The sequence below is a fragment of the Microvirga ossetica genome, from assembly GCF_002741015.1.
Lineage (GTDB): Bacteria > Pseudomonadota > Alphaproteobacteria > Rhizobiales > Beijerinckiaceae > Microvirga > Microvirga ossetica.
The window spans coordinates 1,303,627-1,326,350 of the sequence record NZ_CP016616.1; the positions used below are offsets into that span (position 1 = coordinate 1,303,627).

Consider the following 22,724-nt stretch of genomic DNA (forward strand, 5'->3'; position numbering starts at 1 on the left):
AAAAGGATTGCAAACCGCTCTATTGTCCGCCCGAATTTCCAGGAGATCGACCGTGCTCCATGTCTCGACCCGGGGGGAAGCCCCGGCGCTCGGTTTCGCCGATGCCCTGCTGACCGGGCTTGCCCGCGACGGCGGCCTCTACCTGCCGGAAGCTTGGCCGGTGCTGACCGCCGACACGATCCGCGGCTTTGCCGGGCAGCCCTATGCGCAGGTCGCGAAGGCGGTGCTCGGGCCGCTGGTCGACGGCGACATTCCTGGGGCCGCGCTCGGGCGCATGATCGACGAATCCTACGCCTCGTTCCGGCACGCGGCCGTCTGCCCGCTGACGCAGATCGGCGACAACCTGTTCGTGCTCGAACTCTTCCACGGCCCCACCCTCGCCTTCAAGGACGTGGCGATGCAGCTCCTGGGCCGGCTCATGGACCACGTGCTGAAGGCCCGCGGCGCGCGCGCCACCATCGTCGGCGCAACCTCGGGCGACACCGGCAGCGCTGCGGTCGAGGCGTTCAAGGGCCTCGATCAGGTCGACATCTTCATCCTCTACCCGCACGGCCGCGTCTCGGACGTGCAGCGGCGGCAGATGACGACGATCGCCTCGCCGAACGTCCATGCGCTGGCGGTCGAGGGCACCTTCGACGATTGCCAGACCATGGTGAAGGGCATGTTCAACCATGCCCGCTTCCGCGACGGGCTGCAGCTCTCCGGCGTGAATTCCATCAACTGGGCTCGCGTGGCGGCTCAAGCCGTCTACTACTTCACCGCCGCCGTCGCCCTGGGCTCCCCCTACCGTCCCGTCTCCTTCTCGGTGCCCACCGGCAATTTCGGCGACATCCTCGCTGCTTACGTCGCCAAGCGCATGGGACTGCCGATCGAGCGGCTGATGATCGGCACCAACGCCAACGACATTCTGGCCCGCACCCTCGCCTCGGGCACCTACGAGATGAAGGGCGTCGAGCCCACCACCTCGCCCTCGATGGACATCCAGATCTCGTCCAATTTCGAGCGCCTGCTGTTCGAGGCTTATGGCCGTGACGGTGAGGCGATCCGCCGGCTCATGGCAAGCCTCAACCAGTCGCGCGCCTTCGCCATCGATGCGGAGCCGCTCGCGCGCATCCGCGAGGACTTCACGGCGACGGCCGTGAACGAAGACAATGTCGTCGCGGAGATGGCCGAGACCTACCGCAGCACCGGCTATGTGCTCGATCCGCACAGCGCCGTCGGCGTCCGCGCCGGCCGCGCGCTGTTGAAGGACGATCCGCATACGCCCGTCGTCGCCCTCTCCACCGCCCATCCGGCGAAATTCCCGGATGCGGTCGAGCGCGCGACAGGCATCCGCCCCGCACTTCCGCCGCACATGGCGGATCTGATGGAGCGCAAGGAGAGCTTCACGATCCTTCCGAACGATCAGGCTGCGGTCGAGCGCTTCATCCGCGAGCGCGCACGGGCGGTCAGAGGCGCTGCCGCATGAACCAGCATTTCGTCCGCGAGAAGCGGATCGACATCACCACCCTGACCAATGGCCTGATGGTCGCCACCGAACGCATGCCGGAGATCGCCACCGCGACCCTCGGCGTTTGGGTCGGCACCGGCTCGCGGCACGAGCAGCCGCACGAGCACGGCCTGTCGCACCTGATCGAGCACATGGCCTTCAAGGGCACCGCGCGGCGCTCGGCCCGGCAGATCGCCGAGGACATCGAGAATGTGGGCGGCGACATCAACGCCGCGACGAGCGTCGAATACACGAGCTACACGGCACGCGTTCTCGGCGAGGACGTGGACGTCGCCCTCGACGTGCTCGGCGACATCCTCATCAACTCGGCCTTCAATCCCGGCGAGCTCGCCCGCGAGAAGGGCGTGATCCTGCAGGAGTACGCCGCCGTCGAGGACACCCCCGACGACCTGATCTACGATGCCTTCATGGAAACGGCCTTCGCCGGACAGGCGGTCGGCCGCCCGATCCTCGGCACGCCTGACACCGTCAAGAGCTTCGACGAGGCGACGATCCGCGCCTTCCTGGCGCGCGAATACACCCCTGGCAAGATGGTGCTTGCCGCCGCCGGCGACGTGGATCATGCCCGGATCGTCGACACGGCCGATCGCCTGTTCGGCGCCATGCCTTCCGTCGCCTCGCAGCAGCCGGAGCCTGGACGCTACACCGGCGGCGAGAGGCGCATCTCCCGCAAGCTCGAACAAGCCAGTCTGGTGCTCGGTCTGCCGGGCCTGTCCTTCAAGGATCCCGATTACTTCGCGACCCATCTCTTCGCGCATATTCTCGGCGGCGGGCTGACCTCGCGCCTCTGGCACGAGGTGCGCGAGACCCGCGGCCTCGCCTATTCCATCGACTCGTTCCACTGGCCCTTCTCCGATTGCGGCCTCTTCGGCATCGGCGCCGGAACGGCGGGAGCGGACGTGCGCGAGTTGATGGACGTGACGCTCGATTGCATGGTCCAGGCGACGCAGGACATCAGCGAGATCGAGCTGATCCGCGCCAAGGCGCAGATGAAGGTGGCCCTTCTCACCGCCCTGGAGGCGCCCGGCGGCCGCATCGAGCGGGTCGCGCGCCAGAGCCTGTCCTGGGGGCGCCTGATCTCCAGCGAGGAGATCAAGAAGAAGGTCGATGCCCTCGAGGTGGAGCATGTCCGCGAGGCGGGGCGCCGCCTGCTGAAGGGCGTCCCGACCCTGGCGGCCATCGGCCCGATCAAGGACCTTCCATCCCTCGACGGAATAGCCTCGGCTCTGCGCGGCTGAGGTTTTGCGCCGCACCTCTCCCAAGGTCACGGTCGATCCTCCTCAATCCCGCCGCAAACGGGCCCCATTCCCCGCTGGCAACAATAACAACCGAGTCCTGCGGACAAGTAGGAGCCAACCGATGCTCCACCTTGCCCTCAAGCCTCCTGACCGGTACCAATTCTGTTCCACCGTCTAGTACCGGACGAAAGACCGAAGCATTGCGGATCGTATCTTTCGCCATAACCCTTCTTTTGGCGACATTCCTGGGGCTGGCTCTGCCGTCGACCGGCTGGGCCGTCGAATCGGTGCGCGTCGACCCCAAGATGAAGGCCATCGACCTCACTCCGGCCATCGAGCGCTACAGCTCGGACGGGGACGAGATCAGGATTTCCACGGCCCCGGGACGCGACGGCATCGTCCGCCGCATTGCCGTGAAGGCCCGCGAGGCGGGTACGCGGCCAGATTGGATCGTCTTCGCGCTCACCAACGACACGGATGAGCAGGTCGACCGGCTTCTGGTCGCGCCGCATTTCCGTCTCACCGGCTCCGGCGTGCTCTGGCCGGATCTCGGGGCGACCCGCATCGCGGCGATCACCGCGAGCCAGGGCATCCGGCCCGAACGGGACGACAGCGCGGACGCGGATATCTTCCTCATCACCCTCGATCCCGGCACCACGGTCACCTTCGTGGCGGAGCTGCGCTCCGACAACCTGCCCCAGCTCCATCTCTGGGATGCGGATGCCTACAAGGATCGCGTCAACGGCCTGACCCTCTACAAGGGCATCATCATCGGCATCGCCGGCCTCCTGGCGCTGTTCCTCACCATCGTCTTCGTGGTGAAGGGCGCCCTGATTTTCCCCGCGGCCGCGGCCCTCGCCTGGGCGGTACTCGCCTACGCCTGCATCGATTTCGGCTTCTTCCAGCGCATCTTCCCGATCACCGAGGCGACCGAGCAGGTCTACCGGGCCGGCGCGGAGGCGGTGCTAGCAGCGACCCTTCTCGTCTTCCTCTTCGCCTATCTCAACCTCAACCGCTGGCACGTGCGCTACAGCCACGTGACGGCCTTCTGGCTTCTCTTCCTCGGCGGCCTCGTGGCGCTCGCCATCGTCGATCCGCCGGTGGCCTCGGGCGTGGCGCGCATGTCGATCGCAGCGGTCGCCGGCATCGGCTTCGTCCTCGTGATCCATCTGGCGACGCACGGCTACGACCGCGCCGTGATGCTCGTTCCCACCTGGCTCCTCCTGGTGGCCTGGGTCACGGCGGCAAGCTTCACCGTCGTAGGCCAGCTGACCTCCGATCTCGTGCCTCCGGCCCTCGTCGGCGGCCTCGTGCTCGTGGTCATGCTCATCGGCTTCACAGTGATGCAGCATGCCTTCGCGGGCGGCGCCTTCACGCGCGGCTTCGTGAACGACACGGAGCGCCGGGCGCTCGCCCTGACCGGTGCCGGCGACATCGTGTTCGACTGGGACGTGGTCTCCGACAACATCTTCGTCAGCCCCGAGGTCGAGCACCAGCTCGGGCTCAAGCGCGGCTCCCTCGAAGGCCCGGCCTCCGCCTGGCTCAACCTGATCCACCCCTTCGACAAGGACCGCTACCGGCTCGCCCTCGATGCGGTGATCGAGCAGCGCCGCGGCCGCCTGACCCAGGATTTCCGCCTGCGTTCCGCCTCGGGCGCGCATAATTGGTTCCGTCTCAAGGCGCGTCCGGTGATCGGCTCCGACGGCGAGGTGCTGCGGATCGTCGGCACGCTCGCCGACGTCATGGACAGCAAGACCGCCGAGGAACGCCTGCTGCACGACGCCGTGCACGACAACCTGACGAGCCTGCCGAACCGACAACTATTCTACGACCGGCTGGAGGCCGCCCTCACCTTCGCCGGCCAGGACGATGCCCTGCGCCCCACCGTGCTCGTCGTCGATCTCGACAAGCTTAAGGAGACCAATTCCCTGGCTGGCTACGCTGCGGGCGATTCGGTTCTCCTCACCCTGTCCCGTCGCCTGAGCCGCCTGCTCAAGCCGCAGGATACCCTGGCGCGCATCTCGGGCGACGAATTCGCCATCATCCTACTGTCCGAGCGCGAGCCCGACCGGATCATCTCCTTCGCCGACATGGTCCGCCGCGTGGTGACGACCCCGTTCACCTATGCGGAGCGCGAGATCTTCCTCACCGCCTCCATCGGCATCGTCCTCTACGATCCGCAGATCGCCGCGCGGCGCGAGGAGGTTCTGCGCAATGCCGAGATCGCCATGGCCCATGCGCGCCGCCACGGCGGCGACCGGATCGAGGTCTTCCGCCCGACCATGCGATCCGACCGCAGCGACCATTTCACGATGGAAACCGACCTTCGCCATGCGGTCGACCGCAACGAGATGAAGGTGCTGTTCAAGCCGATCGTGCGCCTGGAGGACCGGACCATCGCCGGCTTCGAGTCGATGCTGCGCTGGGATCATCCCCGGCTCGGCCGGATCGGCCCCGAGGACTTCATGTCGATTGCAGAGGAAACCGGCCTCATCATCAAGCTGAGCGTGTTCCTGCTGGAGCAGACCGGCCGGGAGCTTGCTGCGTGGCAGAACGCGCTCGAGGTCGAGCCGCCGATCTTCGCCAGCGTCAACATGTCGAGCCATCACCTTCTGCGCCACGATCTGCTGCAGGACGTGAAGACGGTCATCGCCCGCACCGGCGTCCTGCCCGGCACCCTCAAGATCGAGATGACCGAGAGCCTGGTGATGGAGAATCCGGAATACTCGGCTCAGATGCTCACGCGCCTGCGCGATCTCGGCGCCGGTCTGTCGCTCGACGATTTCGGCACGGGCTATTCCGCCCTCTCCTATCTGCAGCGATTCCCGTTCGACACGATCAAGGTGGACGAGTCCTTCGTGCGCCTGATGGGCTCGGGCAAGCCGGTCATCCTGCGCTCCATCGTCAAGATGGCGCACGAACTCGGGCTGGAGATCGTTGCGGAAGGCGCGGAGAGCGAGTCGGAGGCCATCGAGCTTTACCAGCTCGGCTGCGAATATGCGCAGGGGCCGGTCTTCGGCGAACCGATGTCGACGCTGCAGGCCCGCCAGCTTGTCGGGGCAGCGCCCGCTGCCGCCTGATCAGGCGTGGCCGGCGTCCATGGACAGCATCGCCGGCTCGATGCCGATGCCGCGCAGGGCCATCTCGTAGCGCAGATCGGCGGAGGTGTTGAAGATCAGCCCCGCATCGGCCGGGCAGTTGAGCCAGCCATTGGCCTGGAGTTCCATCTCCAGCTGGCCCGCACCCCAGCCGGCATAGCCCAGCGCCAGCACCGCATTCTCAGGTCCGCGGCCGGCGGCGATGGCGCGCAGGATATCGATGGTTGCGGTCAGGCAGACGCTGTCATCGATGGGCAGGGTCGATTGCTCGATATGGAAATCCGGCGAATGCAGAACGAAGCCCCGGCTCGTCTCCACGGGCCCACCCATCAGCACCTGCATGGCGCCGACCTTCTGCGGCAGCCGGATCCGCTCGATCTCCGGAACGATCTCGAGCTGCACCAGCAGGTCGGGCATGTTTACGTTCGCGGCGGGCCGGTTGAGGATGATCCCCATCGCTCCTTCCGCAGAATGGGCGCAGATGTAGATGACGGAGCGCGCGAAGCGCTCGTCCATCATTCCCGGCATGGCGACGAGGACCTGCCCGTCGAGATACGAGGTTTCGATGCCGTAAGGAGGAAGTTGAGAGCCCATATCCTAAAATCTGCCTTGCTGGGCCGGCCAGCCGATCACAGGATCGTGGATGGCAGACCCGAAGAGAAACGCATAAGGGAAGCGCCTCAGGGAGGCGTCAGTTCCATGGCATTCATGTTCCGCGCCGCTTCGGCTGCGTTTTTTTTGATTTTGTCCCTTGCTCCCATTGCCGCGCAATCTCTCCAGCCGTCTGCCTCGATCCAAGGCTTTCATTCCCGCGCCCGCCTGATCTCCGGCGGGACGCAGGGGAACCATTGGCTCGCCGGCATCGAGATCACCCTCGATCCGGGTTTCAAGACCTATTGGCGCAATCCGGGCGATTCCGGGCTGCCGCCCCGGTTCGACTGGTCCGGTTCCGAGAATGTGGCCGGCGCCGAAGTTCGCTTTCCCGCTCCTTACCGGCACGAGGATGCCGCTGGGGTCGCCTACGTTTACGGGAAGAAGGTGCTGCTTCCGGTCCTGGTCAAGGCCAAGGATCCGGGGAAGCCGGTCAAGCTGGTCCTTTCCGTCGAATACGGCGTCTGCAAGGACATCTGCATCCCGGCCCGCGCCGACCTGAGTCTCGGACTGACCGATGACGGCCCGGGCCGCAGCACGATCGAGGCGGCGCTGGCGAAGGTGCCCGTCGCGCAGGCGCTCGGCGCCCAGGGCGACCTGTCGGTCCTCGCGGTCGAGCCCGTGAAGCAGGACAAGCCGGCCTATACCGTCACGATCCGCGCGCCTTCGGGCGCGAAGCCTGCGCTTTTCGCCGAAGGGCCGGAGAACTGGTATCTCTCGACCTCGCTCCCGGACGATGCGAACCGCTTCACCGTCACCGTGGAGGAGAAGCCCAAGGATGCATCGGGACCCGTTCCCCTGCGCCTCACGCTGGTTGCAGGGGGAAAGTCCGTCGAGACCGAAGTGAGCCTCGACGCCAGCGGGCCGGCGCGCTAGGGAGAAGACACCTTTCCCTTTCGGAGAACGATCGATGCCAATTCAGGTTGGAGAACGCCTTCCCCAGGTCACCTTCCGCGTCATGACGCCGGACGGGCCCGTGGCCAAGACCACGGACGATCTCTTCAAGGGCCGCAAGGTGGTTCTCGTCGCCGTCCCCGGCGCCTTCACCCCCACCTGCCACCGCAACCACCTGCCCGGCTACGTGCAGAAGAAGGACGAGATCAAGGCCAAGGGGGTCGATTCCATCCTGGTCACCTCGGTCAACGACGTGTTCGTGCTCGAAGCCTGGGGCAAGGCCTCTGACGCCGAGGGCATCGAATTCCTGTCCGATGGCAATGCCGATTTCGCCAAGGCGATCGGCCTGTCCATGGACGGCTCGGGCTTCGGCCTCGGCACGCGCTCGCAGCGCTATTCCATGGTCGTCGACGACGGCGTGGTGAAGGCGGTCAATGTGGAGGACGCTCCCTCTAAGGCGCAGCATTCCGGCGCCGACAACATCCTGAAGGATCTCTGACCCGCTACGAAACTAGCCGGAAATTCACCTGCTTCGTCATCACCGGCCTTGTGCCGGTGATCTCGATTAAGAAGCGCACGACGCTCCACAGCATCGGGATGGCCGGGACAGGCCCGGCCATGACATCCTATGTTTGCGCCAGATGGTCAGACGCTGGCTCTCCGCCCTTGCTTCTTGAACGGCCGCATCGCCGCGACGGCGAGTTCATCGACGCGGATGTTGGTGGGATCGTCCGCATGGCCCTTGACCCAGTGCCAGGCGACGTCGTGGCGGGACGCGGCCTCGTCGAGTTCCCGCCAGAGATCCTCGTTCTTCACCGGCTTGTTGTCGGCGGTGCGCCAGCCGCGCCGCTTCCAGTTGTGCATCCATTGCGTGATGCCCTGGCGCACATATTGCGAATCCGTGAACAGATCGACGGCGCAGGAGCGCTTGAGCGCGTTGAGGCCCTCGATGGCGGCGCGGATCTCCATGCGGTTGTTGGTGGTGTGAGCCTCCCCGCCCGAGACCTCTTTTTCCTTGCCCTTGAAGAACAGGATCGCGCCCCAGCCGCCCGGCCCTGGATTTCCCGAGCAGGCGCCGTCCGTGTAGATCATCACGCGCTCCGAACCGCTCATGCCTCGAGTCCGTATTCGCGCGCGTGCTTCACATGGCGGTGGAAGTTGAGCTTGCGGTCGTATTCGAGCGGATCCTTGGGCTTGACCAGCGCGCCTGGCGGCACGTTGAGCCAGTCGACGAGCCGGGTCAGCATGAAGCGCATCGCCGAGCCGCGGCAGAGAATCGGAAGCGCCTCGACCTCCTCGGCATTGAGCCGGCGAACGGATTGATAGCCCGCCAGCATCGCCCGCCCCTTGGTGAGGTTGAACGACGCGTCGATCTCGAAGCACCAGGCATTGAGGCAGATCGCGACGTCGTAGGCGAAGGAATCCGTGCAGGCGAAGTAAAAGTCGATCAGCCCCGAAACCTCGGCGCCGATGAAGAACACGTTGTCGGTGAAAAGGTCGGCGTGGATGATGCCGGACGGCAGGCCGCGGGGCCACGCGTCTTGAAGACTCGCGAGCTCACGCCGCGTGCGCTCTGCGAGGCCGGGCAGGACTGTGTCGGCCTGCGCCTCGGCCTGCGCGAAGAGCGGCGCCCAGGCCTCGAGCGAAAGCGCGTTGGGCCGCTGCATGGCAAAATCCCGGCCGGCCAGATGCAGCTTCGCGAGCGCCCCGCCGAGCGCCGCGCAATGCTGCGCCGTGGGGCGGCGGACCGCGATGCCTTCGAGGAACGTGATGATGACGGCGGGACGCCCCGAGACCCTTCCCAAGGCTTCGCCCCGACGATTGTCGACCGGCAGCGGGCAGTTCAGGCCTTTCAGCGCCAGATGCTGCATGAGGCCGAGGAAGAAGGGCAGATCGTCCTCCCGAACCCGCTTCTCGTAGAGGGTGAGTATGTAGGAGCCCTTCGTGGTGTGGAGAAAGTAGTTGGTGTTCTCCACGCCTTCGGCGATGCCCTTGTAGGACAGCACCGTGCCGATGTCGTAGGTATCGAGGAAGGCCGAGAGCTCCTCGTCGCTGACTTCCGTATAGACCGCCACCGCTTACTCCGCCGCCTGCTCACGCAACTCGCGCGGCAAAGGAAAGAACACGCTCTCATCCGCCGTCGACACGCTCTCGACCGAGACCTCGTAGCGCTCGGCGAAGGCATCGATGATCTCCTCGACGAGGACCTCGGGCGCGGAGGCGCCGGCGGTGATGCCGAGGCTGCGGATCGAGCCGAACAGGCTCCAGTCGATGTCCTCGGCGCGCAGGATCAGCCGCACCAGCGGGCAGCCCTCCCGCTCGGCGACCTCGCGCAGGCGCTGCGAATTGGAGGAATTGGGCGAGCCCACCACGATCATGGCATCGACCTGCGGCGCCACGCGCTTCACCGCGCCCTGGCGGTTGGTGGTGGCGTAGCAGATGTCTTCCTTGTGCGGGCCGACGATGGAGGGAAAGCGGACCTTCAGCGCCTCCACCATGTCCTGGGTGTCGTCGACGGAGAGCGTCGTCTGGGTGACGAAGGCCAGGTTATCGGGATCGGCCGGCTGAAGCCTTGCGATATCGTCCACGGTCTCGACCAGGGTCGCCGCGCCCTCGGGCAGCTGGCCCATGGTGCCGATGACCTCGGGATGGCCGGTATGGCCGATGAGGATGATGTGGCGGCCGCGCTTGTGGTGGATCTGCGCCTCGCGGTGCACCTTGGTCACCAGCGGGCAGGTGGCGTCGATGGCGAAGAGGTTGCGGGCGTCGGCCGCCGCCGGCACCGATTTGGGGACCCCGTGGGCCGAGAAGATCACCGGAGCGTCGGTTTCGGGCACCTCATCGAGCTCGCGGACGAAGATTGCGCCCTTCCGCTTCAGGTTTTCCACGACATATTTGTTGTGCACGATCTCGTGGCGCACATAGACCGGCGCGCCATGAATTGCGAGCGCCTTCTCGACCGCATCGATGGCACGGACGACCCCGGCACAGAAGCCGCGCGGGGCACAGAGCAGGATGTCGAGAGAAGGCTTCGTCATGATCAGGCGATGTGGCGAGACAGGGCCCCTCCTGTCAAGCGGGAGCGACGCAGTTTCGCGGCGGGGACGATCCCGGTTTCAATCAGGGAACGGGTGTCATTCCCGGCCGGAGCGCAGCGGAGGGGAAGGGAATCCATAGCGCTCAGCGTGTGGGTGGATCCCCTTCCCGACCTGCGGCCGCCGGGGATGACACCGCGACGTCATGGCCGTCCCCGGACTTGATCCGGGGATCATCCCTGCCATCCCGATCCGAAAAGCGCGCATCACCCATCGGGATCACCGGCACGAGGCAGGTGATGACGTCGAGGATCATTCCCAAACGCGTGTGATGATGCACGGGACAGGATCATCCTCCTCAAGAAACGCTCGCCCTCGCCCTTAAGAATCCCTAGAAAGGTGCAACAGCCCATCATCACCCCGATCCCATTACCCCCGATCTCATGGCATCCACGGCTTCCCACGTCAGTTTCCTCCCACCCATCCTGACCTTCTGCGCAGCGGCGGTCGTGGCGGTGCCCGTGTTCCGGCTTCTCGGCCTGAGTGCCGTACTGGGCTACCTTGCTGCAGGCGTCGCCATCGGACCGTCGGGCCTCAGCCTGGTGGAGGATCCGCAGACCATTGCGACCGTGGCCGAGTTGGGAGTGGTGCTCCTCTTGTTCATCATCGGGCTCGAGCTCAAGCTGTCCCATCTCTGGGAGATGAAGCGGGACATTTTCGGGCTCGGCTTCGCGCAGCTGACGGTGACGACCCTCTGCCTTGGCGGAGCCGCCTACGCCATCGGGTTCTCACCCCAGGCCTCTTTCGTCACCGGCGCCGCCGTTGCGCTTTCGGCCACCGCCATCGCCCTGCAGATGCTGGGCGAGCGCAACGACCTGCAGACACCCTACGGCCAGCGCTCCTTCGCGATCCTCCTGTTCCAGGACCTGTCTGTGGTTCCCCTCCTGGCGATCCTGCCGCTTCTGGCCTCCCGCGCGGCCGCCGAGCACGGCTCCTTCCTGGACCGTCTGCTTGCGGTCGGCGAGGCAATGCTGGGCATCGCCGCAGTCGTGCTGATCGGCCGCTACGGCCTCAACCCGTTCTTCCGGATCCTCGCCCGCAGCGGCGCGCGCGAGGTGATGACGGCCTCCGCCCTGCTTGTAGTTCTCGGCGCGGCCCTGCTCATGCAGGAGGTCGGCCTCTCCATGGCCATGGGCGCCTTCCTCGCAGGGCTCCTGCTCGCCGAGTCGAATTTCCGCCACCAGCTGGAGGCCGATATCGAGCCCTTCCGCGGCATGCTGCTCGGCCTGTTCTTCATGAGCGTAGGCATGTCGATCGATCTTGCCCTGGTGCGCGAGCAATGGTTGCTCCTGGCCGTTGCGGCGCCCGCCGTCGTTCTCGGCAAGACCATGCTCATCGCCGTCCTGTCGAAGCTGTTCGGCGCAAGCTGGCGCGATGGCCTGCGCTCGGGAACGCTTCTGTGCACCGCCGGCGAGTTCGCCTTCGTTCTTCTTCCCGTCGCGATGGCGCTCGGCCTCATGTCTCCCGCCGAAGCGCAGCCTGTCACCGCGCTCGCCGCCATCACCATGCTCCTGGGGCCGATTCTCTCGACGGTTGTCGAGAAGTTTTTGAGCAATCGCCGCGAGGGCGAGGTGCAGCCGGAGCAGAATGAGTTGCCGGGCCATGACGGTGAGTTGGAAAGCCGCGTCCTCGTGATCGGCTTCGGCCGCTTCGGGCAGATCGTCAACCAGGTCCTGCTGGCGCAGGGCATCCAGGCGACGGTGATTGACAAGGATGTGGAGCGCATCCGCGACGCGGGACGCTTCGGCCTTCAGGTCTATTACGGCGACGGCACGCGCCTCGACGTGCTGCGGGCGGCAGGCGCCGAGAAGGCCGAGATGATCTGCATCTGCATCGACGAACAGGAATCGATGACCAAGATCATCGAGATCATCCACGAGAACTTCCAGAACGCCCGCAGCTTCGCGCGTGCCTTCGACCGCATCCACGCCATCGAGCTGATGAATCTCGACGTGGATTATCAGATCCGCGAAGTGTTCGAATCCGCCATCGTCTTCGGACGAGCGGCCCTCGAGGAGCTCGGAACCGACCCCGAAGCCGCTGCAGCTGCGGCCAACGACGTGCGCAAGCGCGATATCGCGCGTCTCGTTCTGCAGAAGGAAGTCGGAACCATGGGCGGTGCCGAGCTCGTGGTGGGCGCCAAGATCACGCCCGAGCCGCTCACCGTTCCAACGGGGCGCGCAAGAGCGCTCTCGCCCGAGACGCGCGACATCCTCGGCGAAGGCGTTTCGTGATGGATGCCAGCCCCTCGGCGAAGGAAGCCGCGGACGCGACCGCGCCGCCGCGCTTCGTGGTCGGCTCCACCATGCGCCATGTCCTGGTCATGACCGGGACGGGTGCGGCGGGCCTCGTCGCGATCTTCATCGTCGATCTCGTGTCGCTTCTCTACATTTCCTGGCTGAACGATCCGAGCCTCACGGCCGGGGTCGGTCTCGCCACGGTAGTGATGTTCTTCACGATCTCGATCAATGTCGGCCTGATGATCCCGATCGGCGCGCTGGTCTCGCGCGCGCTCGGGGCGCGCCGGCCCGACAATGCACGCCGCCTCGCCACCTCGTGCAGCATCCTCATGGCCGCGGTCGCGGCCCTCGTCAGCGTCATCCTTCTGCCCCTGCTGCCGCTGATCCTGACCACTATCGGCGCGCATGACGACACCTACCGGGTCGCACAGAGCTTTCTCTGGATCACGCTGCCGACGAACGTGATCATGGCCTTCGGCATGGCATTCTCGACCGTGCTGCGCGCCGCGGGAGACGCCAAGCGCAGCATGTATGCCACCATGTCCGTCGCGGCCGTCACGGTAGTTCTCGATCCGATCCTGATCTTCGGCATCGGCCTCAAGGCCAACGGTGCGGCGGTGACGATCAATATCGCGCGCGTGGCCTATCTCTATGTGGGCTATCGCTATCTCACGCGCGCCCACGACCTTCTGGTCAAACCGAACTTGCCGTCCATTTTGAAGGATGCGCGCCCCTTCTTCGCGATTGCTGTTCCGGCGATCCTGACCAATATCGCAGCGCCCGTGGCGAATGCCTTCTTCACTGGCGTGATGGCGCAGTTCGGCGATCAGGCGATCGCGGCCTCCGCCATCATCGACCGGGTAACCCCTGTCGCCTTTGCCGGCGTGTTCGCTCTGGCCGGCGCCATCGGCCCCGTGCTCGGGCAGAACTGGGGTGCGCAGCGCTACGACCGCATGAAGCAGACCCTCAAGGACGCTCTCGTCTTCACGATCTTCTATGTCGGCGGCGTGTGGCTGGCGCTCTTCCTCGTGCAGGTCCCGCTGACGACTGCATTCAACGCGCCGCCGGCCACGGCCGAGATCGTGCAGTTTTTCTGCCAGCTTAGCGGCTTCATCTGGTTCTTCATCAGCCTCGTCTTCGTGGCGAATGCCTCGTTCAACAACCTTGGCTATCCCCTACTCTCGACCTTCTTCAACTGGGGCCGCGCGACGCTGGGCATGATTCCCTTCGCCTATTTCGGCGCGCAGATCGGCGGGCCCAAGGGAGCCCTGCTTGGGATTGGGGCCGGATCCGTGGTGTTCGGCATCGCAGCCGTGATCACGGCGTTCTGGACAATCCGGCGCATTGAGAGGCAAGCTGTCCCAGCCGTGTGACAGTCCGAGCGCAGGCATTTCACTGTTGAGGAGGATGCCATGTTCAACTGGTTCGATCTGATGCGCCAAGCTCAGACCAGCGCCGCCCTGGCCTCCCTCGCGCAGCAATTCAACCTTTCCGGCGATCAGACGCAGAGAACCATGGCCGCCTTCATGCCGGCCTTCGCCATGGGGCTCCAGCAGGCCACGGTCTCCAACGATCCCGCCCGTCTGTTTCAAACCATGATGAGCGGCGCTTATCAGAATTTCTGGCAGGCCGCCGGCCACTCCTTTTCGTCACAGGCGCAGCAGGAGGGACGACGGCTGCTCGACCAGCTCTTCGGCTCCGACGAGGTCAGCCGCCGCGTGGCGCACCAGGCCGCCGATTATGCCGGCATCAGCACAGAGACCATGCAGCAATTGCTGCCGGTCCTCGCCGGCATCCTCGCGGGCGGCATGTCGCATTGGATGACGGCGCAAGCGCACGCCCTGCAATCCTTCGGATCCTCCGAGGAAGGCGCGAAGGACAAAACGGACGGCATCAATCCCTGGGCGGAGTTGTGGGCAGGCTGGATGTCCGCATCCGCGCCGGATAAGATGCACGCCAACCCGTTCGAGGACATGATGGCGAGCGCGCTCGAGGTGATGGCTCCGCCAAAGCCGCAGCAGAAGGAAGCGCCGCCCTCACCGTCCTTGGACCTGATGCTCGAACAGGGACGCGAGATGCAGATGCAGTATCTCGCGTCCCTTCAGTCGATCTTCACCGAGGCCTGGAAGGCGAACGGCACAAAGTCTTGAGCGCAGCTAAGCGCAGCGCTTGAGCGGCCTCACCATGGGCACGACCGGTCGGACCGGTCGCGCTGGGAGGTCAGGCCGCTCGGAACGAGAATGCCGCTCTGCACTTCGAACCAACACCCATGACGGATTGCGCGTGAGCGGCTCATCGAGCGCGCTCGTCACATCGCTGCGCGTCAGCCCGATATCCGCGAGCATCCGCTCGTCGAACTCGGCGAGATGCTTGATCTCACGGCGGTGCCGCAGGGCTTTCGAGAGATAGACGAGCGAACGGGCGAACTGACCCAGCGCGGCCATTCCCGGGAGGGTCATGGTGGTCAATGCGAACCGGTTCATCGGTAGTCTCCTTGCTCTCGCTCTCTCGATCCATCGGCCTGGAACGTTCCAGGAGGCCGTTCCAGGGGTGTCGCAGCCCCGTTCCAGGAGGCGTTGCAGGGCGTTCCAGGAAGTTGGCGTGTGCGTTCCAGGGCAGGGAATGGAAACTCCTGTCAGGAGACCTCCATTTAACCCATTGATTTTACTCAACATTTCTACTCAAGTGGAATCTTATACCACAGCTTATTTCATCACTTGAAACGATTGTTTGAGATATGTATCATCATGATTATTGATGATGAGGCGTGAGAGCCATGCACCTGCTTGACATCGACCAGCTCCGGACTTTCGTGGCCATTGCCGATACCGGCTCCTTCACCCGCGCGGCGGAGATCGTGCACAAGACGCAGAGCGCGGTGTCGATGCAGATGAAGCGGCTCGAGGACCGGGTCGGCAAGGCGATCTTCGAGCGCGACGGGCGCCTGTCGAAGCTCACCGACGAGGGCGAGCGCCTGCTCGATTATGCCCGCCGGATCGTGCGGCTGAACGCCGAATGCATGGCCTCCTTCAACGAGCACGAGCTCACCGGCCGCGTGCGGCTCGGGCTCCCCGACGATTACGCCGACCGCTATCTTCCTGAGATTCTGGCCCGTTTCTCGCGCTCCAACCCGAAGGCCGAGGTGACGGTGATGTGCGAGCCGACGCCGAACCTGATCGAGCGCGTGCAGCACGGCGACCTCGATCTCGCGATCATCACCCATGTGGACCGGCGCGGCCCGTCCGAGATCGTGCGCATCGAGCAGCTGCTCTGGGTCACCTCCGCCCGCCACGGGGTGCACGAGGAGACGCCGATTCCGCTGGCGCTCGGCCGCCCGAGCTGCGACTGGCGCCATTCCGCGACGGAGGCGCTGGAGAGCGCCGACCGGCCGTTCCGCGTGGCTTACGTGAGCTGGCATTCGACCGCGGTGGGCGCGGCGGTGATGGCGGGCCTTGCGGTCTCGGTGCTGCCGGAAAGCGCCGTGCGCCCAGGCATGCGCATCTTAGGCCCCTCCGACGGCTTCCCCGCCCTGCCCTCGTGCAAGATCGGCCTGATCCGCGCGCGGGGCGAGGAGAACCCGCTCGCCGATGCGCTGGGCTTCCACATCAAGCAGTCGCTCGACAATCTCGGCTCGACCCGCACGATGCAGCCGATGGCGGCCGAATAACGCGTTGTCCGGCGAAGGGGGTACCGGTTCGCCGATAAGACAACGCGTCAGCAAGAATCCTATTTCGCCGCCGGCCTGCGCAGCACGAGCACGTTGCCGACGAGCGCCAGCACGACGCCGATGCCGGCGAGCGGCGCCCACACATAGCCCTCGATCAGGGTCGAGACGGTGAGCGCCACGATGGGAAACAGCACGGTCGCATAGCCCGCCCGCGCGGCCCCCAGACGCCGCAGCAGGGTGAGATAGGCCATGAAGGCCAGCACCGACGCCCCGACGGCGAGAAAGATGAGCGAGCCGATGTACTTCAGCGTCGGCTCGATGATGAATGCGTTGCCGCGCAAGAGGTTGAGCGCCAGCAGCACGATGCAGCCATAGGTCATGCCCCAGGCGGTCGCCGAGAGCAGCGGCGCGCCCCGGCGCTGCACCACCGTCGAGATCATGTTGCCGGAGCAGAAGAACAGGGTGCCCATCACGCAAAGCCCCAACCCTTTCAGCGCCGCCGCGTTGAAGCCCGCGCCGGTGATCTCGGGCCAGAACAGAAACACGATTCCGGCAACCCCGATCACCCCGCCGAGCGCCACCCGCGGCTCGACCTTCTGGCGGAAGACCAGGAAACCGAGCGCGAGGTTGAACACCGAGGCGAGCGAGAACACCACCGAGAGCAGCCCGGACGGCACGCTCAATCCGCCGTAATAGAACGAGATGAAGTTGAACGAGAACAGGCAGCAGCCCACCGCCATGAAGCGCAGGTGATCGGCGAGCGGAAAGCGCACCCGGTGGCCGGTGGCGAGCACCCAGACCCACATGAGCGCGGCCGCGAGAAGGAAGCGCCACAGCACCGACATTTCCGGCGCCACCACCCCGAGCTGCGCCCGGATCCCGATCCAGCTCACGCCCCACAGGAAGACGGTGGCGGCGTAGAGCCCCAGCGTCGTCCCGTCGATGCCCTTCAGGCTCTGCGATGGCATGGCGGCGCTGGCGTGGCTCATGGCGTTCGTTCCCCTTAAGACAATCTGGATACGCCCGGCCAGCCATCAGCACAAATGATGATATCTGATCGATCCTCTCTGGAACGCTGATGAAACGTTCCAGGAGCCCCTCCCCCTGGAGTGCCCCCTGGAACGCCCCCTGGAGCGCCCCCTGGAACGCCCTCTGGAACGCCCCTGGAACGCCCCCTGGAACGGGAGTCGGACTCCCTGGAACGCCCTGGAACGGGCGTTGCAGGACGTTCCAGGGAGCGAGTCGCTCGTTCGAGCAAACACCGTCATCCCGGACGACGCGCAGCGGCGATCCGGGATCGCTCTCAGAAGAGCGCGCCTCTCCCTAGCCTTCCCCCCTCAGGAGGGAGGGATATCCGCGCCACACTCGTCTAGCGCATCGTGCGGACCCAGAGGGCCGCGTCAGCGAAAAGTGGACCCGGTTTTCCGCCCCGAACGATGCGCTCTTTAAGGAGTGGAGCCTCGGATTGATCCCAAAAGTGGAATCCACTTCTGGGTCCGATGCAGTAGCGATCCCGGATCGCCTGCGGCGTCCGGGATGACCCTGGCAGCTCCCTCCCCAGCCTTGACCACGGCCCGCGCACCGCTATATTGTTCATGTTTTGTTCTTATTTGATGAAGACCTTATTGCCATGACCTCGCCCTCCTCCCATCGCCCGCCCGGTTCCGGAAGTCCGGGCTCTCCGATCCGCGAAAAGCTTTCGCCCGAGCAGATTGCCCAGCTGCGCGACTGGGTCGAAGACACCACCCGCCCGTTCAAGCACATCGGCCAAAAGCTCGGAATCTCCGCCTCCACGGTCTCGCGCTATGCCAAGGACGGCGATTGGAAGCGCCCGGACGGCGCGGTCCCGCCGTCCCGCATCGCCCTGCCCAACCCGGAACCCAGGCGCCGGCGCGAACCCGCACCCCCGCCGGAGACGGACGACCCGAGCGACCGGCGCGAGCGGATCACCGAAAAACTCTGGCGCCTCGCCGAGCGCCACGCGGAGGAGCTCGAGGACCAGCCCATCGCCCGCGCCGGCCGCTCCCTCCAGCCGCTGGCCCGCCTCACCCGGACGCTCGGCGAGATCGACAAGCACCTGTCCCCGCCCTGCCCGCCCGACGACGATTACCCCGACCTCAAGAAACCCAAGGGCCGCAATATCCACGAACTGCGCGACGAACTCGCAGCGCATCTGGAGCGCATCGAGCGCGAGGAATGGGATTTTGAGGAGCGGTGGGGACGGACATTCGAGAATGGCGGGGGGATTTGAAATATGAGTGAAGCCCCTTGGTATTCAATCATTTCAAGGAAACGACCCTTGATAATTGAACCGACACGTCGGTGACGCGAAGATTCACCGGGATATTTTGAATTCATACTCAACTACAGAGTTGGGTGCGGGCGCCATGCGTTCGGCGCTCGTGAGCGACGTCAAGGCTCCATCCCGCGCCAGGACGACATAGCAGAGACCGAGGGCGATCATGCCGAGGCTGCCGACCTGCGCGACATAGACCGCCAGCGTGAACGCACATCCCCACCACAGCGTGACGTTCTTGAGGAACGCCTCGTGCACCTCCTCGAACGAGCCGTGCATGTAATGCGCCAACGGGATGAAACCGCTCACGAGACCGAAGACGAACAGTCCCAGGCCCCATCGGATGTATGTCGCGCCGACCTCCACCGGCGTTGCCGCCGCGTCGGTCAGGCCTGCATGCGTGTCGCGTGTCATCGATGCCTCCCTGGATGGACGCGCGTCCGGACCGGATCGGGACTATCCGGCGACCAATTCGATCTCGCTCGGCCGCCACTGCTTCGTGAAGAACGGTTCGAGCGGGCTGTAGAGACGCAGGATCGTGTTCCAGCCCTTGCCGGGCATGGTCTGGATCCAGTTGCCGCGTGCGACTCCCTCAGGCTGCCTGGGACCGAAATACACGGTCGTGGAGCCGTCGGCGTTGGGTTCCGCGGCAGGCGTTGGGTAGCTCTGGCTGCCGGCGCGCGGGTAACGCTGCGGCGTGTCGAGCATCGAGCGCGTCTGGTTGTCGTAGACGGTGAAGGACCAGAATTTCCCCGCCGGGACGTTGGGCGGCAGGGTGACCTTGTAGGTCTTGCCGCCGTCGAAATACCCGCCCCTGGAATCGACGAAGCTGACGAGATACTGCGAACCGATATCCGTCAGGCGCATGATCATCGCCGGCGTGATGAAGGTATAGGCGAAGAACATGGTCGTCCGCACGTTCAGCGTGCGCGCCCCCGTGGGCGGATAGGGGGTGATCGTTCCGTCCGCGCTGACCTGCGGCGGCGGCGTCTCGAAGTTGTAGCCGGAGACGAAGAGCGGGTTGAACCAGGCCGAGTTGGAGTAGTAGTAGCCGCCCTCGGACGGGCGCGAGCTCCAGTTCAGGGTCCGGGCCGCGGCGGTTCCGATGGCCGCCGCGTCGGTCAGGATCCGCTTCATCCGCTCATCCGGATTGAAGGGCTTGCCCTTCACGATGCCGACGGCGGCCAGCGAGCCCATGATCTCCGGGTCGAGCGCGCCCACGGGCTCCTTCTGCACCACGTCGTTGAGCATCTCGAAGTAGCTGAAGTCGTTGGGCGGCACCGTGTTCATGACCTTGCCGCTGCCTTCGGTGAACCTCACCGGCTCCTGAGGCCGCAGGAAGGCCCAGTCCAGTTTATGGTCGGGCGTGCGCGCCAAGGTGGCCTGGCCCTGCAACGCAGCGCCGATGCTCGTGCCGTAGCCACCGGGCAGGTAGGGATAGACCTTGAGCGTCTTCTTGATCTGGGCGACCACCGGCTTGGGGTCGTTGTCCTCGAGGAAGGACCGCCCGAGCATGGTGGCGCGGGTGGTGCGCATCTTCTGGACAAAATAGCCGCTGTCCGGCACCTCGCCCTTGTAGTCGGGCGGCAGGAACAGGTACCGGCCCCCTTCGCCGCGGTCGGGACCGGGCAGGCCGAAATCGGTGACCCACTGGAACCACATGTCGTCGATCACGCCGAGCGACAACGGCGGTGTCTCGACGACGATCGGTCCCTGGGTCACGTCCAGATTGACCCAGAAGTAAACCGTGTCGGCATTGGCGGTCAGGAACAGGGACTTGGCATCCATCAGCTCGGAGAAGATCAGGGCCGTGTTGTTCGGAACGCCGGCGTCCTCCATGCCCTTGAAGATGGCCGCCACCGAGGCGCCCTGGTAGGCGTTCACGAACGCCTCGACGCCATGCATCAGGTCGAGGTAGTCGTAGACCTTGGCCGCGGTCTCCTTGCTCGGTGCGCCGTCCTTGTAGTCCAGCGGGCCGATGCTCGACTCGACCCTGTCGGGCGTGGTGATCGACGGCGGGATTGCAGGCGCCGTCTGGGCGACGGCCAGGCGGGGCAGGATCAGTGCGGCGCAGACCGCGGTGGTGATGAGGATCGGTCTCATGGCTGCTCTTCCGAAGGTTGATTGATGGTGCCGACAAGGATCGCAGGCGAACGATTCAGTTCACCCTCTTGATGTTTGGTGGCAGCCATGTGCCGCTGAGGACGGATGCCTCGGGCCAATAGAGCCGCAGGATCAGCGAGAAGTGGCCGTCGGGGGCCGGGATCCAGTTCGGCTCGTTCTCCTGGCCCGGCGACTTCGCGCCCAGGTAGAGGGTCAGCGAGCCGTCCGCAGCGTATTTCAGCGACTTGTTCTTGGTGCCGAGCGAGAAGCGGTTCAGCGCATTCGCAAAGAAGAATTTCTCCTCGTTGTACAGGGTCAACGACCAGAACCCCTTTACGGGGGGCACTTGCCCTTTGGCGAAGGTGACGGTGTATTGATGGTTGCCGTCGAGCGGTTTTCCCTCGCTATCGAACTCGCGCAGATTGTATTGCGTTTCCGCCGACGTGTTCTGGTACATGCTCGATTTGCTGATGGCGGTGCGGTTGAGGTAGTCGGTCCCCCACGCAGCGGCATTCGCCGGCACGGTCCAGCCATTGCCGATCGCGCGGCCGTTGTATTGAAACTGGAACAGCGGCTCCACGAGTTCCTTCTCGGCGGCAACGAAGGATTCCACCAGCGCCTTCCTGGTGTCCGGATTGTGGGCGGCGGCGTCCAACACGGACGCGATCCAGCCATAGAGCGCCTCCTCGCCCGGCAGCGGCGGCACTTCCTTCATGACCACGCGCAGTTCGTCGTAGTAGGTTTCGGGATTCACCCACTTGCTTTCGCCCTTCGGGGCCTGGGGAGACGACGCCGGGACCGGAAAATGCGGCGACTTGCCGTAGTCCTTCACCTTCATCGTGCCGTCGAACTGGCTCAGCGGATACATCACGATCCGATCGATGACCGGCTGGACGGCCGCGGTATCCTCTGGTGTCGAATCCTTGAAGATTCGCGGGACGACGAAGACGAGATTCGTGGACGAACGGATTGCCGCGGTAATGCCCTTGGGCAGTTCGCCGGACCAGCTCGGCCCCACGATCATGTAGAAGCCGGGCTTGGTGCCGTACTGCTGGCCGATGCGGCCGATCTCGTCGGTGCGCTGGTCATACATGGCGTAGACGTAGAAGCGCTCGCCGAAGTCCGGCACCTGGATCACCGTCGGCTCCCTGTCGAGCGCGGTGAACCCTGCCCCGTAGGCGACGTCCTGGTTCGGACAGACGATGAAGGTCTGGTCCGGCTTGAGGTAATCGGTCAGCATCTGGTTGTAGCCGACGGGCGCGACCGGCACGACACCGCCCAGCAGTCCGGGCGCGGGTGCTTCGGCAAACGCCGCACGGCGGTTGTGCGCGTTCACCATCGGATAGCCCCACAGGTAGGCCATGCGGCCGACGAACCGGACATACGCGTCGGTCATCGTGTTGCCGGGAACAGGGCCGGGAACCTCGGCTGCCGTCTTCGGGATCGGCACCTGCACGGGTCCGGTCGCGGGAGCGGTGAGCGACGGCGGGGTTGCAGGGGCCGTCTGGGCCGCGCCCAAACCGGGAAGCACCAGTGCGGCGCAGACCGCGGTTGCGGCGAGAAGTCCGTTTTGCTTCATCAGTCGGGTCCCTTGATTGAGCGCAGCGGGCGTGTTTCGTTGAAGGGTGTTTGACCGGGTGTGCCAGCGATGAGGCGGGTGGGCTGTTCGCCGTCTGGCTTCCATCCGCGAAAGGGTGCACATCGCCAGCGTGACACTGCCGGCGGGCAGGCACTTCCTGCCGTCAAGCATCGTAGACCAGGGACTGGAACTTGCTTGACCGAATGGGACATCCATTTGACCGATGGGGACATCCGAAATGGGCGTTGGTCCCGTCCTGGCAGTCTGGCAGTCTGGCAGTCTGGCAGTGTCATCCCGTTCCCGGCCGACGGTCTATTGGGACAATTCCTGAAATCGTTCCGGGCAAACCCTGG

The 22,724-nt window shown here is 65.2% G+C and carries 19 protein-coding genes; 10 read left to right on the forward strand and 9 right to left on the reverse strand.

Features of this window, described 5'->3' with window-relative positions; translation table 11 throughout:
- Positions 1–52: 52 nt before the first annotated feature.
- From thrC to BB934_RS06125, 3 genes are all read left to right on the forward strand, one after another.
- Entirely contained in the window at positions 53–1,468 is a 1,416-nt protein-coding gene (thrC, locus tag BB934_RS06115; RefSeq protein WP_099508834.1) for a threonine synthase, read from the forward strand.
- Complete coding sequence (locus BB934_RS06120) at positions 1,465–2,748, forward strand: M16 family metallopeptidase (RefSeq protein ID WP_099508835.1); 1,284 nt, start codon at positions 1,465–1,467, stop codon at positions 2,746–2,748. The genes thrC and BB934_RS06120 overlap by 4 nt, the downstream gene beginning before the upstream one ends.
- 200 nt (positions 2,749–2,948) lie before the next feature.
- The gene (locus BB934_RS06125) at positions 2,949–5,828 is read left to right on the forward strand and encodes an EAL domain-containing protein (RefSeq protein WP_099508836.1); all 2,880 of its coding nucleotides are present in this window, start codon (positions 2,949–2,951) and stop codon (positions 5,826–5,828) included.
- Here BB934_RS06125 and BB934_RS06130 read toward each other — a convergent pair whose 3' ends face one another.
- Entirely contained in the window at positions 5,829–6,440 is a 612-nt protein-coding gene (locus tag BB934_RS06130; protein ID WP_099508837.1) for a YqgE/AlgH family protein, read from the reverse strand. It abuts the gene before it with no gap.
- 105 nt (positions 6,441–6,545) lie between these two features.
- Here BB934_RS06130 and BB934_RS06135 point away from each other — a divergent pair, with 105 nt between their 5' ends.
- Both BB934_RS06135 and BB934_RS06140 read left to right on the forward strand, forming a co-directional pair.
- Entirely contained in the window at positions 6,546–7,373 is an 828-nt protein-coding gene (locus tag BB934_RS06135) for a protein-disulfide reductase DsbD domain-containing protein (RefSeq protein ID WP_099508838.1), read from the forward strand.
- Positions 7,374–7,407: 34 nt separating this feature from the next.
- The gene (locus BB934_RS06140; RefSeq protein WP_099508839.1) at positions 7,408–7,890 is read left to right on the forward strand and encodes a peroxiredoxin; all 483 of its coding nucleotides are present in this window, start codon (positions 7,408–7,410) and stop codon (positions 7,888–7,890) included.
- 146 nt (positions 7,891–8,036) lie between these two features.
- Here the strand turns inward: BB934_RS06140 and rnhA are convergent, their stop codons facing one another.
- The 3 genes from rnhA to ispH are packed head-to-tail and all read right to left on the reverse strand — an operon-like array spanning position 8,037 to position 10,429.
- Positions 8,037–8,504, reverse strand: a complete 468-nt coding sequence (gene rnhA, locus BB934_RS06145) for a ribonuclease HI (RefSeq protein WP_099508840.1) — start codon at positions 8,502–8,504, stop codon at positions 8,037–8,039.
- Positions 8,501–9,466, reverse strand: a complete 966-nt coding sequence (locus BB934_RS06150) for a homoserine kinase (RefSeq protein ID WP_099508841.1) — start codon at positions 9,464–9,466, stop codon at positions 8,501–8,503. Before BB934_RS06150 ends, rnhA begins: the two co-directional genes overlap by 4 nt.
- A 3-nt stretch (positions 9,467–9,469) precedes the next feature.
- Positions 9,470–10,429 (reverse strand): 4-hydroxy-3-methylbut-2-enyl diphosphate reductase, encoded by a 960-nt coding sequence (gene ispH / locus BB934_RS06155; RefSeq protein WP_099508842.1) that lies wholly within the window; start codon positions 10,427–10,429, stop codon positions 9,470–9,472.
- 440 nt (positions 10,430–10,869) lie between these two features.
- On the opposite strand from ispH, the gene BB934_RS06160 reads away from it, so the two are divergent.
- From BB934_RS06160 to BB934_RS06170, 3 genes are read left to right on the forward strand one after another with little or no spacing between them, the layout of a single operon-like run.
- On the forward strand, positions 10,870–12,720 hold the full coding sequence (locus BB934_RS06160) for a monovalent cation:proton antiporter-2 (CPA2) family protein (RefSeq protein WP_099508843.1): 1,851 nt from the start codon (positions 10,870–10,872) through the stop codon (positions 12,718–12,720).
- The gene (locus tag BB934_RS06165) at positions 12,720–14,099 is read left to right on the forward strand and encodes an MATE family efflux transporter (protein WP_099508844.1); all 1,380 of its coding nucleotides are present in this window, start codon (positions 12,720–12,722) and stop codon (positions 14,097–14,099) included. Before BB934_RS06160 ends, BB934_RS06165 begins: the two co-directional genes overlap by 1 nt.
- 39 nt (positions 14,100–14,138) lie before the next feature.
- Positions 14,139–14,876 carry a DUF937 domain-containing protein gene (locus BB934_RS06170; protein WP_099508845.1) on the forward strand — a complete coding sequence of 246 codons (738 nt, stop codon included), beginning with the start codon at positions 14,139–14,141 and terminating at the stop codon, positions 14,874–14,876.
- Between the two features lie 6 nt (positions 14,877–14,882).
- Here the strand turns inward: BB934_RS06170 and BB934_RS46915 are convergent, their stop codons facing one another.
- Positions 14,883–15,209, reverse strand: a complete 327-nt coding sequence (locus BB934_RS46915; RefSeq protein WP_157934057.1) for a DUF1127 domain-containing protein — start codon at positions 15,207–15,209, stop codon at positions 14,883–14,885.
- Between the two features lie 293 nt (positions 15,210–15,502).
- Between BB934_RS46915 and BB934_RS06180 the strand changes: the two genes are divergently transcribed.
- On the forward strand, positions 15,503–16,393 hold the full coding sequence (locus BB934_RS06180) for a LysR substrate-binding domain-containing protein (protein WP_099508847.1): 891 nt from the start codon (positions 15,503–15,505) through the stop codon (positions 16,391–16,393).
- Positions 16,394–16,452: 59 nt separating this feature from the next.
- On the opposite strand, the gene BB934_RS06185 is transcribed toward BB934_RS06180, so the two are convergent.
- A complete protein-coding gene (locus BB934_RS06185) occupies positions 16,453–17,382 on the reverse strand; it encodes a DMT family transporter (RefSeq protein WP_099508848.1) in 930 nt (309 codons plus the stop codon).
- Positions 17,383–18,023: 641 nt separating this feature from the next.
- Between BB934_RS06185 and BB934_RS06195 the strand changes: the two genes are divergently transcribed.
- The gene (locus BB934_RS06195) at positions 18,024–18,644 is read left to right on the forward strand and encodes a hypothetical protein (protein ID WP_099508850.1); all 621 of its coding nucleotides are present in this window, start codon (positions 18,024–18,026) and stop codon (positions 18,642–18,644) included.
- An 84-nt stretch (positions 18,645–18,728) separates the two neighbouring features.
- On the opposite strand, the gene BB934_RS06200 is transcribed toward BB934_RS06195, so the two are convergent.
- From BB934_RS06200 to BB934_RS06210, 3 genes are read right to left on the reverse strand one after another with little or no spacing between them, the layout of a single operon-like run.
- Entirely contained in the window at positions 18,729–19,103 is a 375-nt protein-coding gene (locus BB934_RS06200) for a hypothetical protein (RefSeq protein WP_099508851.1), read from the reverse strand.
- 42 nt (positions 19,104–19,145) lie between these two features.
- Positions 19,146–20,792 (reverse strand): DUF1254 domain-containing protein, encoded by a 1,647-nt coding sequence (locus BB934_RS06205; RefSeq protein ID WP_099508852.1) that lies wholly within the window; start codon positions 20,790–20,792, stop codon positions 19,146–19,148.
- A 55-nt stretch (positions 20,793–20,847) separates the two neighbouring features.
- Positions 20,848–22,542, reverse strand: a complete 1,695-nt coding sequence (locus BB934_RS06210) for a DUF1254 domain-containing protein (protein WP_237050203.1) — start codon at positions 22,540–22,542, stop codon at positions 20,848–20,850.
- Between the last annotated feature and the right edge of the window lie 182 nt (positions 22,543–22,724).

Excerpts from the sequence above, each read along its gene's own strand:
- BB934_RS06120 (WP_099508835.1), top strand. The coding sequence starts at position 1,465 with ATGAACCAGCATTTCGTCCGCGAGAAGCGGATCGACATCACCACCCTG.
- BB934_RS06130 (WP_099508837.1), bottom strand. The coding sequence starts at position 6,440 with ATGGGCTCTCAACTTCCTCCTTACGGCATCGAAACCTCGTATCTCGAC.
- ispH (WP_099508842.1), bottom strand. The coding sequence starts at position 10,429 with ATGACGAAGCCTTCTCTCGACATCCTGCTCTGTGCCCCGCGCGGCTTC.
- BB934_RS06135 (WP_099508838.1), top strand. The coding sequence starts at position 6,546 with ATGGCATTCATGTTCCGCGCCGCTTCGGCTGCGTTTTTTTTGATTTTG.
- BB934_RS06170 (WP_099508845.1), top strand. The coding sequence starts at position 14,139 with ATGTTCAACTGGTTCGATCTGATGCGCCAAGCTCAGACCAGCGCCGCC.
- BB934_RS06180 (WP_099508847.1), top strand. The coding sequence starts at position 15,503 with ATGCACCTGCTTGACATCGACCAGCTCCGGACTTTCGTGGCCATTGCC.
- BB934_RS06185 (WP_099508848.1), bottom strand. The coding sequence starts at position 17,382 with ATGAGCCACGCCAGCGCCGCCATGCCATCGCAGAGCCTGAAGGGCATC.
- BB934_RS06210 (WP_237050203.1), bottom strand. The coding sequence starts at position 22,542 with ATGCTTGACGGCAGGAAGTGCCTGCCCGCCGGCAGTGTCACGCTGGCG.
- rnhA (WP_099508840.1), bottom strand. The coding sequence starts at position 8,504 with ATGAGCGGTTCGGAGCGCGTGATGATCTACACGGACGGCGCCTGCTCG.
- BB934_RS06200 (WP_099508851.1), bottom strand. The coding sequence starts at position 19,103 with ATGACACGCGACACGCATGCAGGCCTGACCGACGCGGCGGCAACGCCG.
- BB934_RS06140 (WP_099508839.1), top strand. The coding sequence starts at position 7,408 with ATGCCAATTCAGGTTGGAGAACGCCTTCCCCAGGTCACCTTCCGCGTC.
- BB934_RS46915 (WP_157934057.1), bottom strand. The coding sequence starts at position 15,209 with ATGAACCGGTTCGCATTGACCACCATGACCCTCCCGGGAATGGCCGCG.
- BB934_RS06205 (WP_099508852.1), bottom strand. The coding sequence starts at position 20,792 with ATGAGACCGATCCTCATCACCACCGCGGTCTGCGCCGCACTGATCCTG.
- BB934_RS06165 (WP_099508844.1), top strand. The coding sequence starts at position 12,720 with ATGGATGCCAGCCCCTCGGCGAAGGAAGCCGCGGACGCGACCGCGCCG.
- BB934_RS06195 (WP_099508850.1), top strand. The coding sequence starts at position 18,024 with ATGACCTCGCCCTCCTCCCATCGCCCGCCCGGTTCCGGAAGTCCGGGC.
- BB934_RS06160 (WP_099508843.1), top strand. The coding sequence starts at position 10,870 with ATGGCATCCACGGCTTCCCACGTCAGTTTCCTCCCACCCATCCTGACC.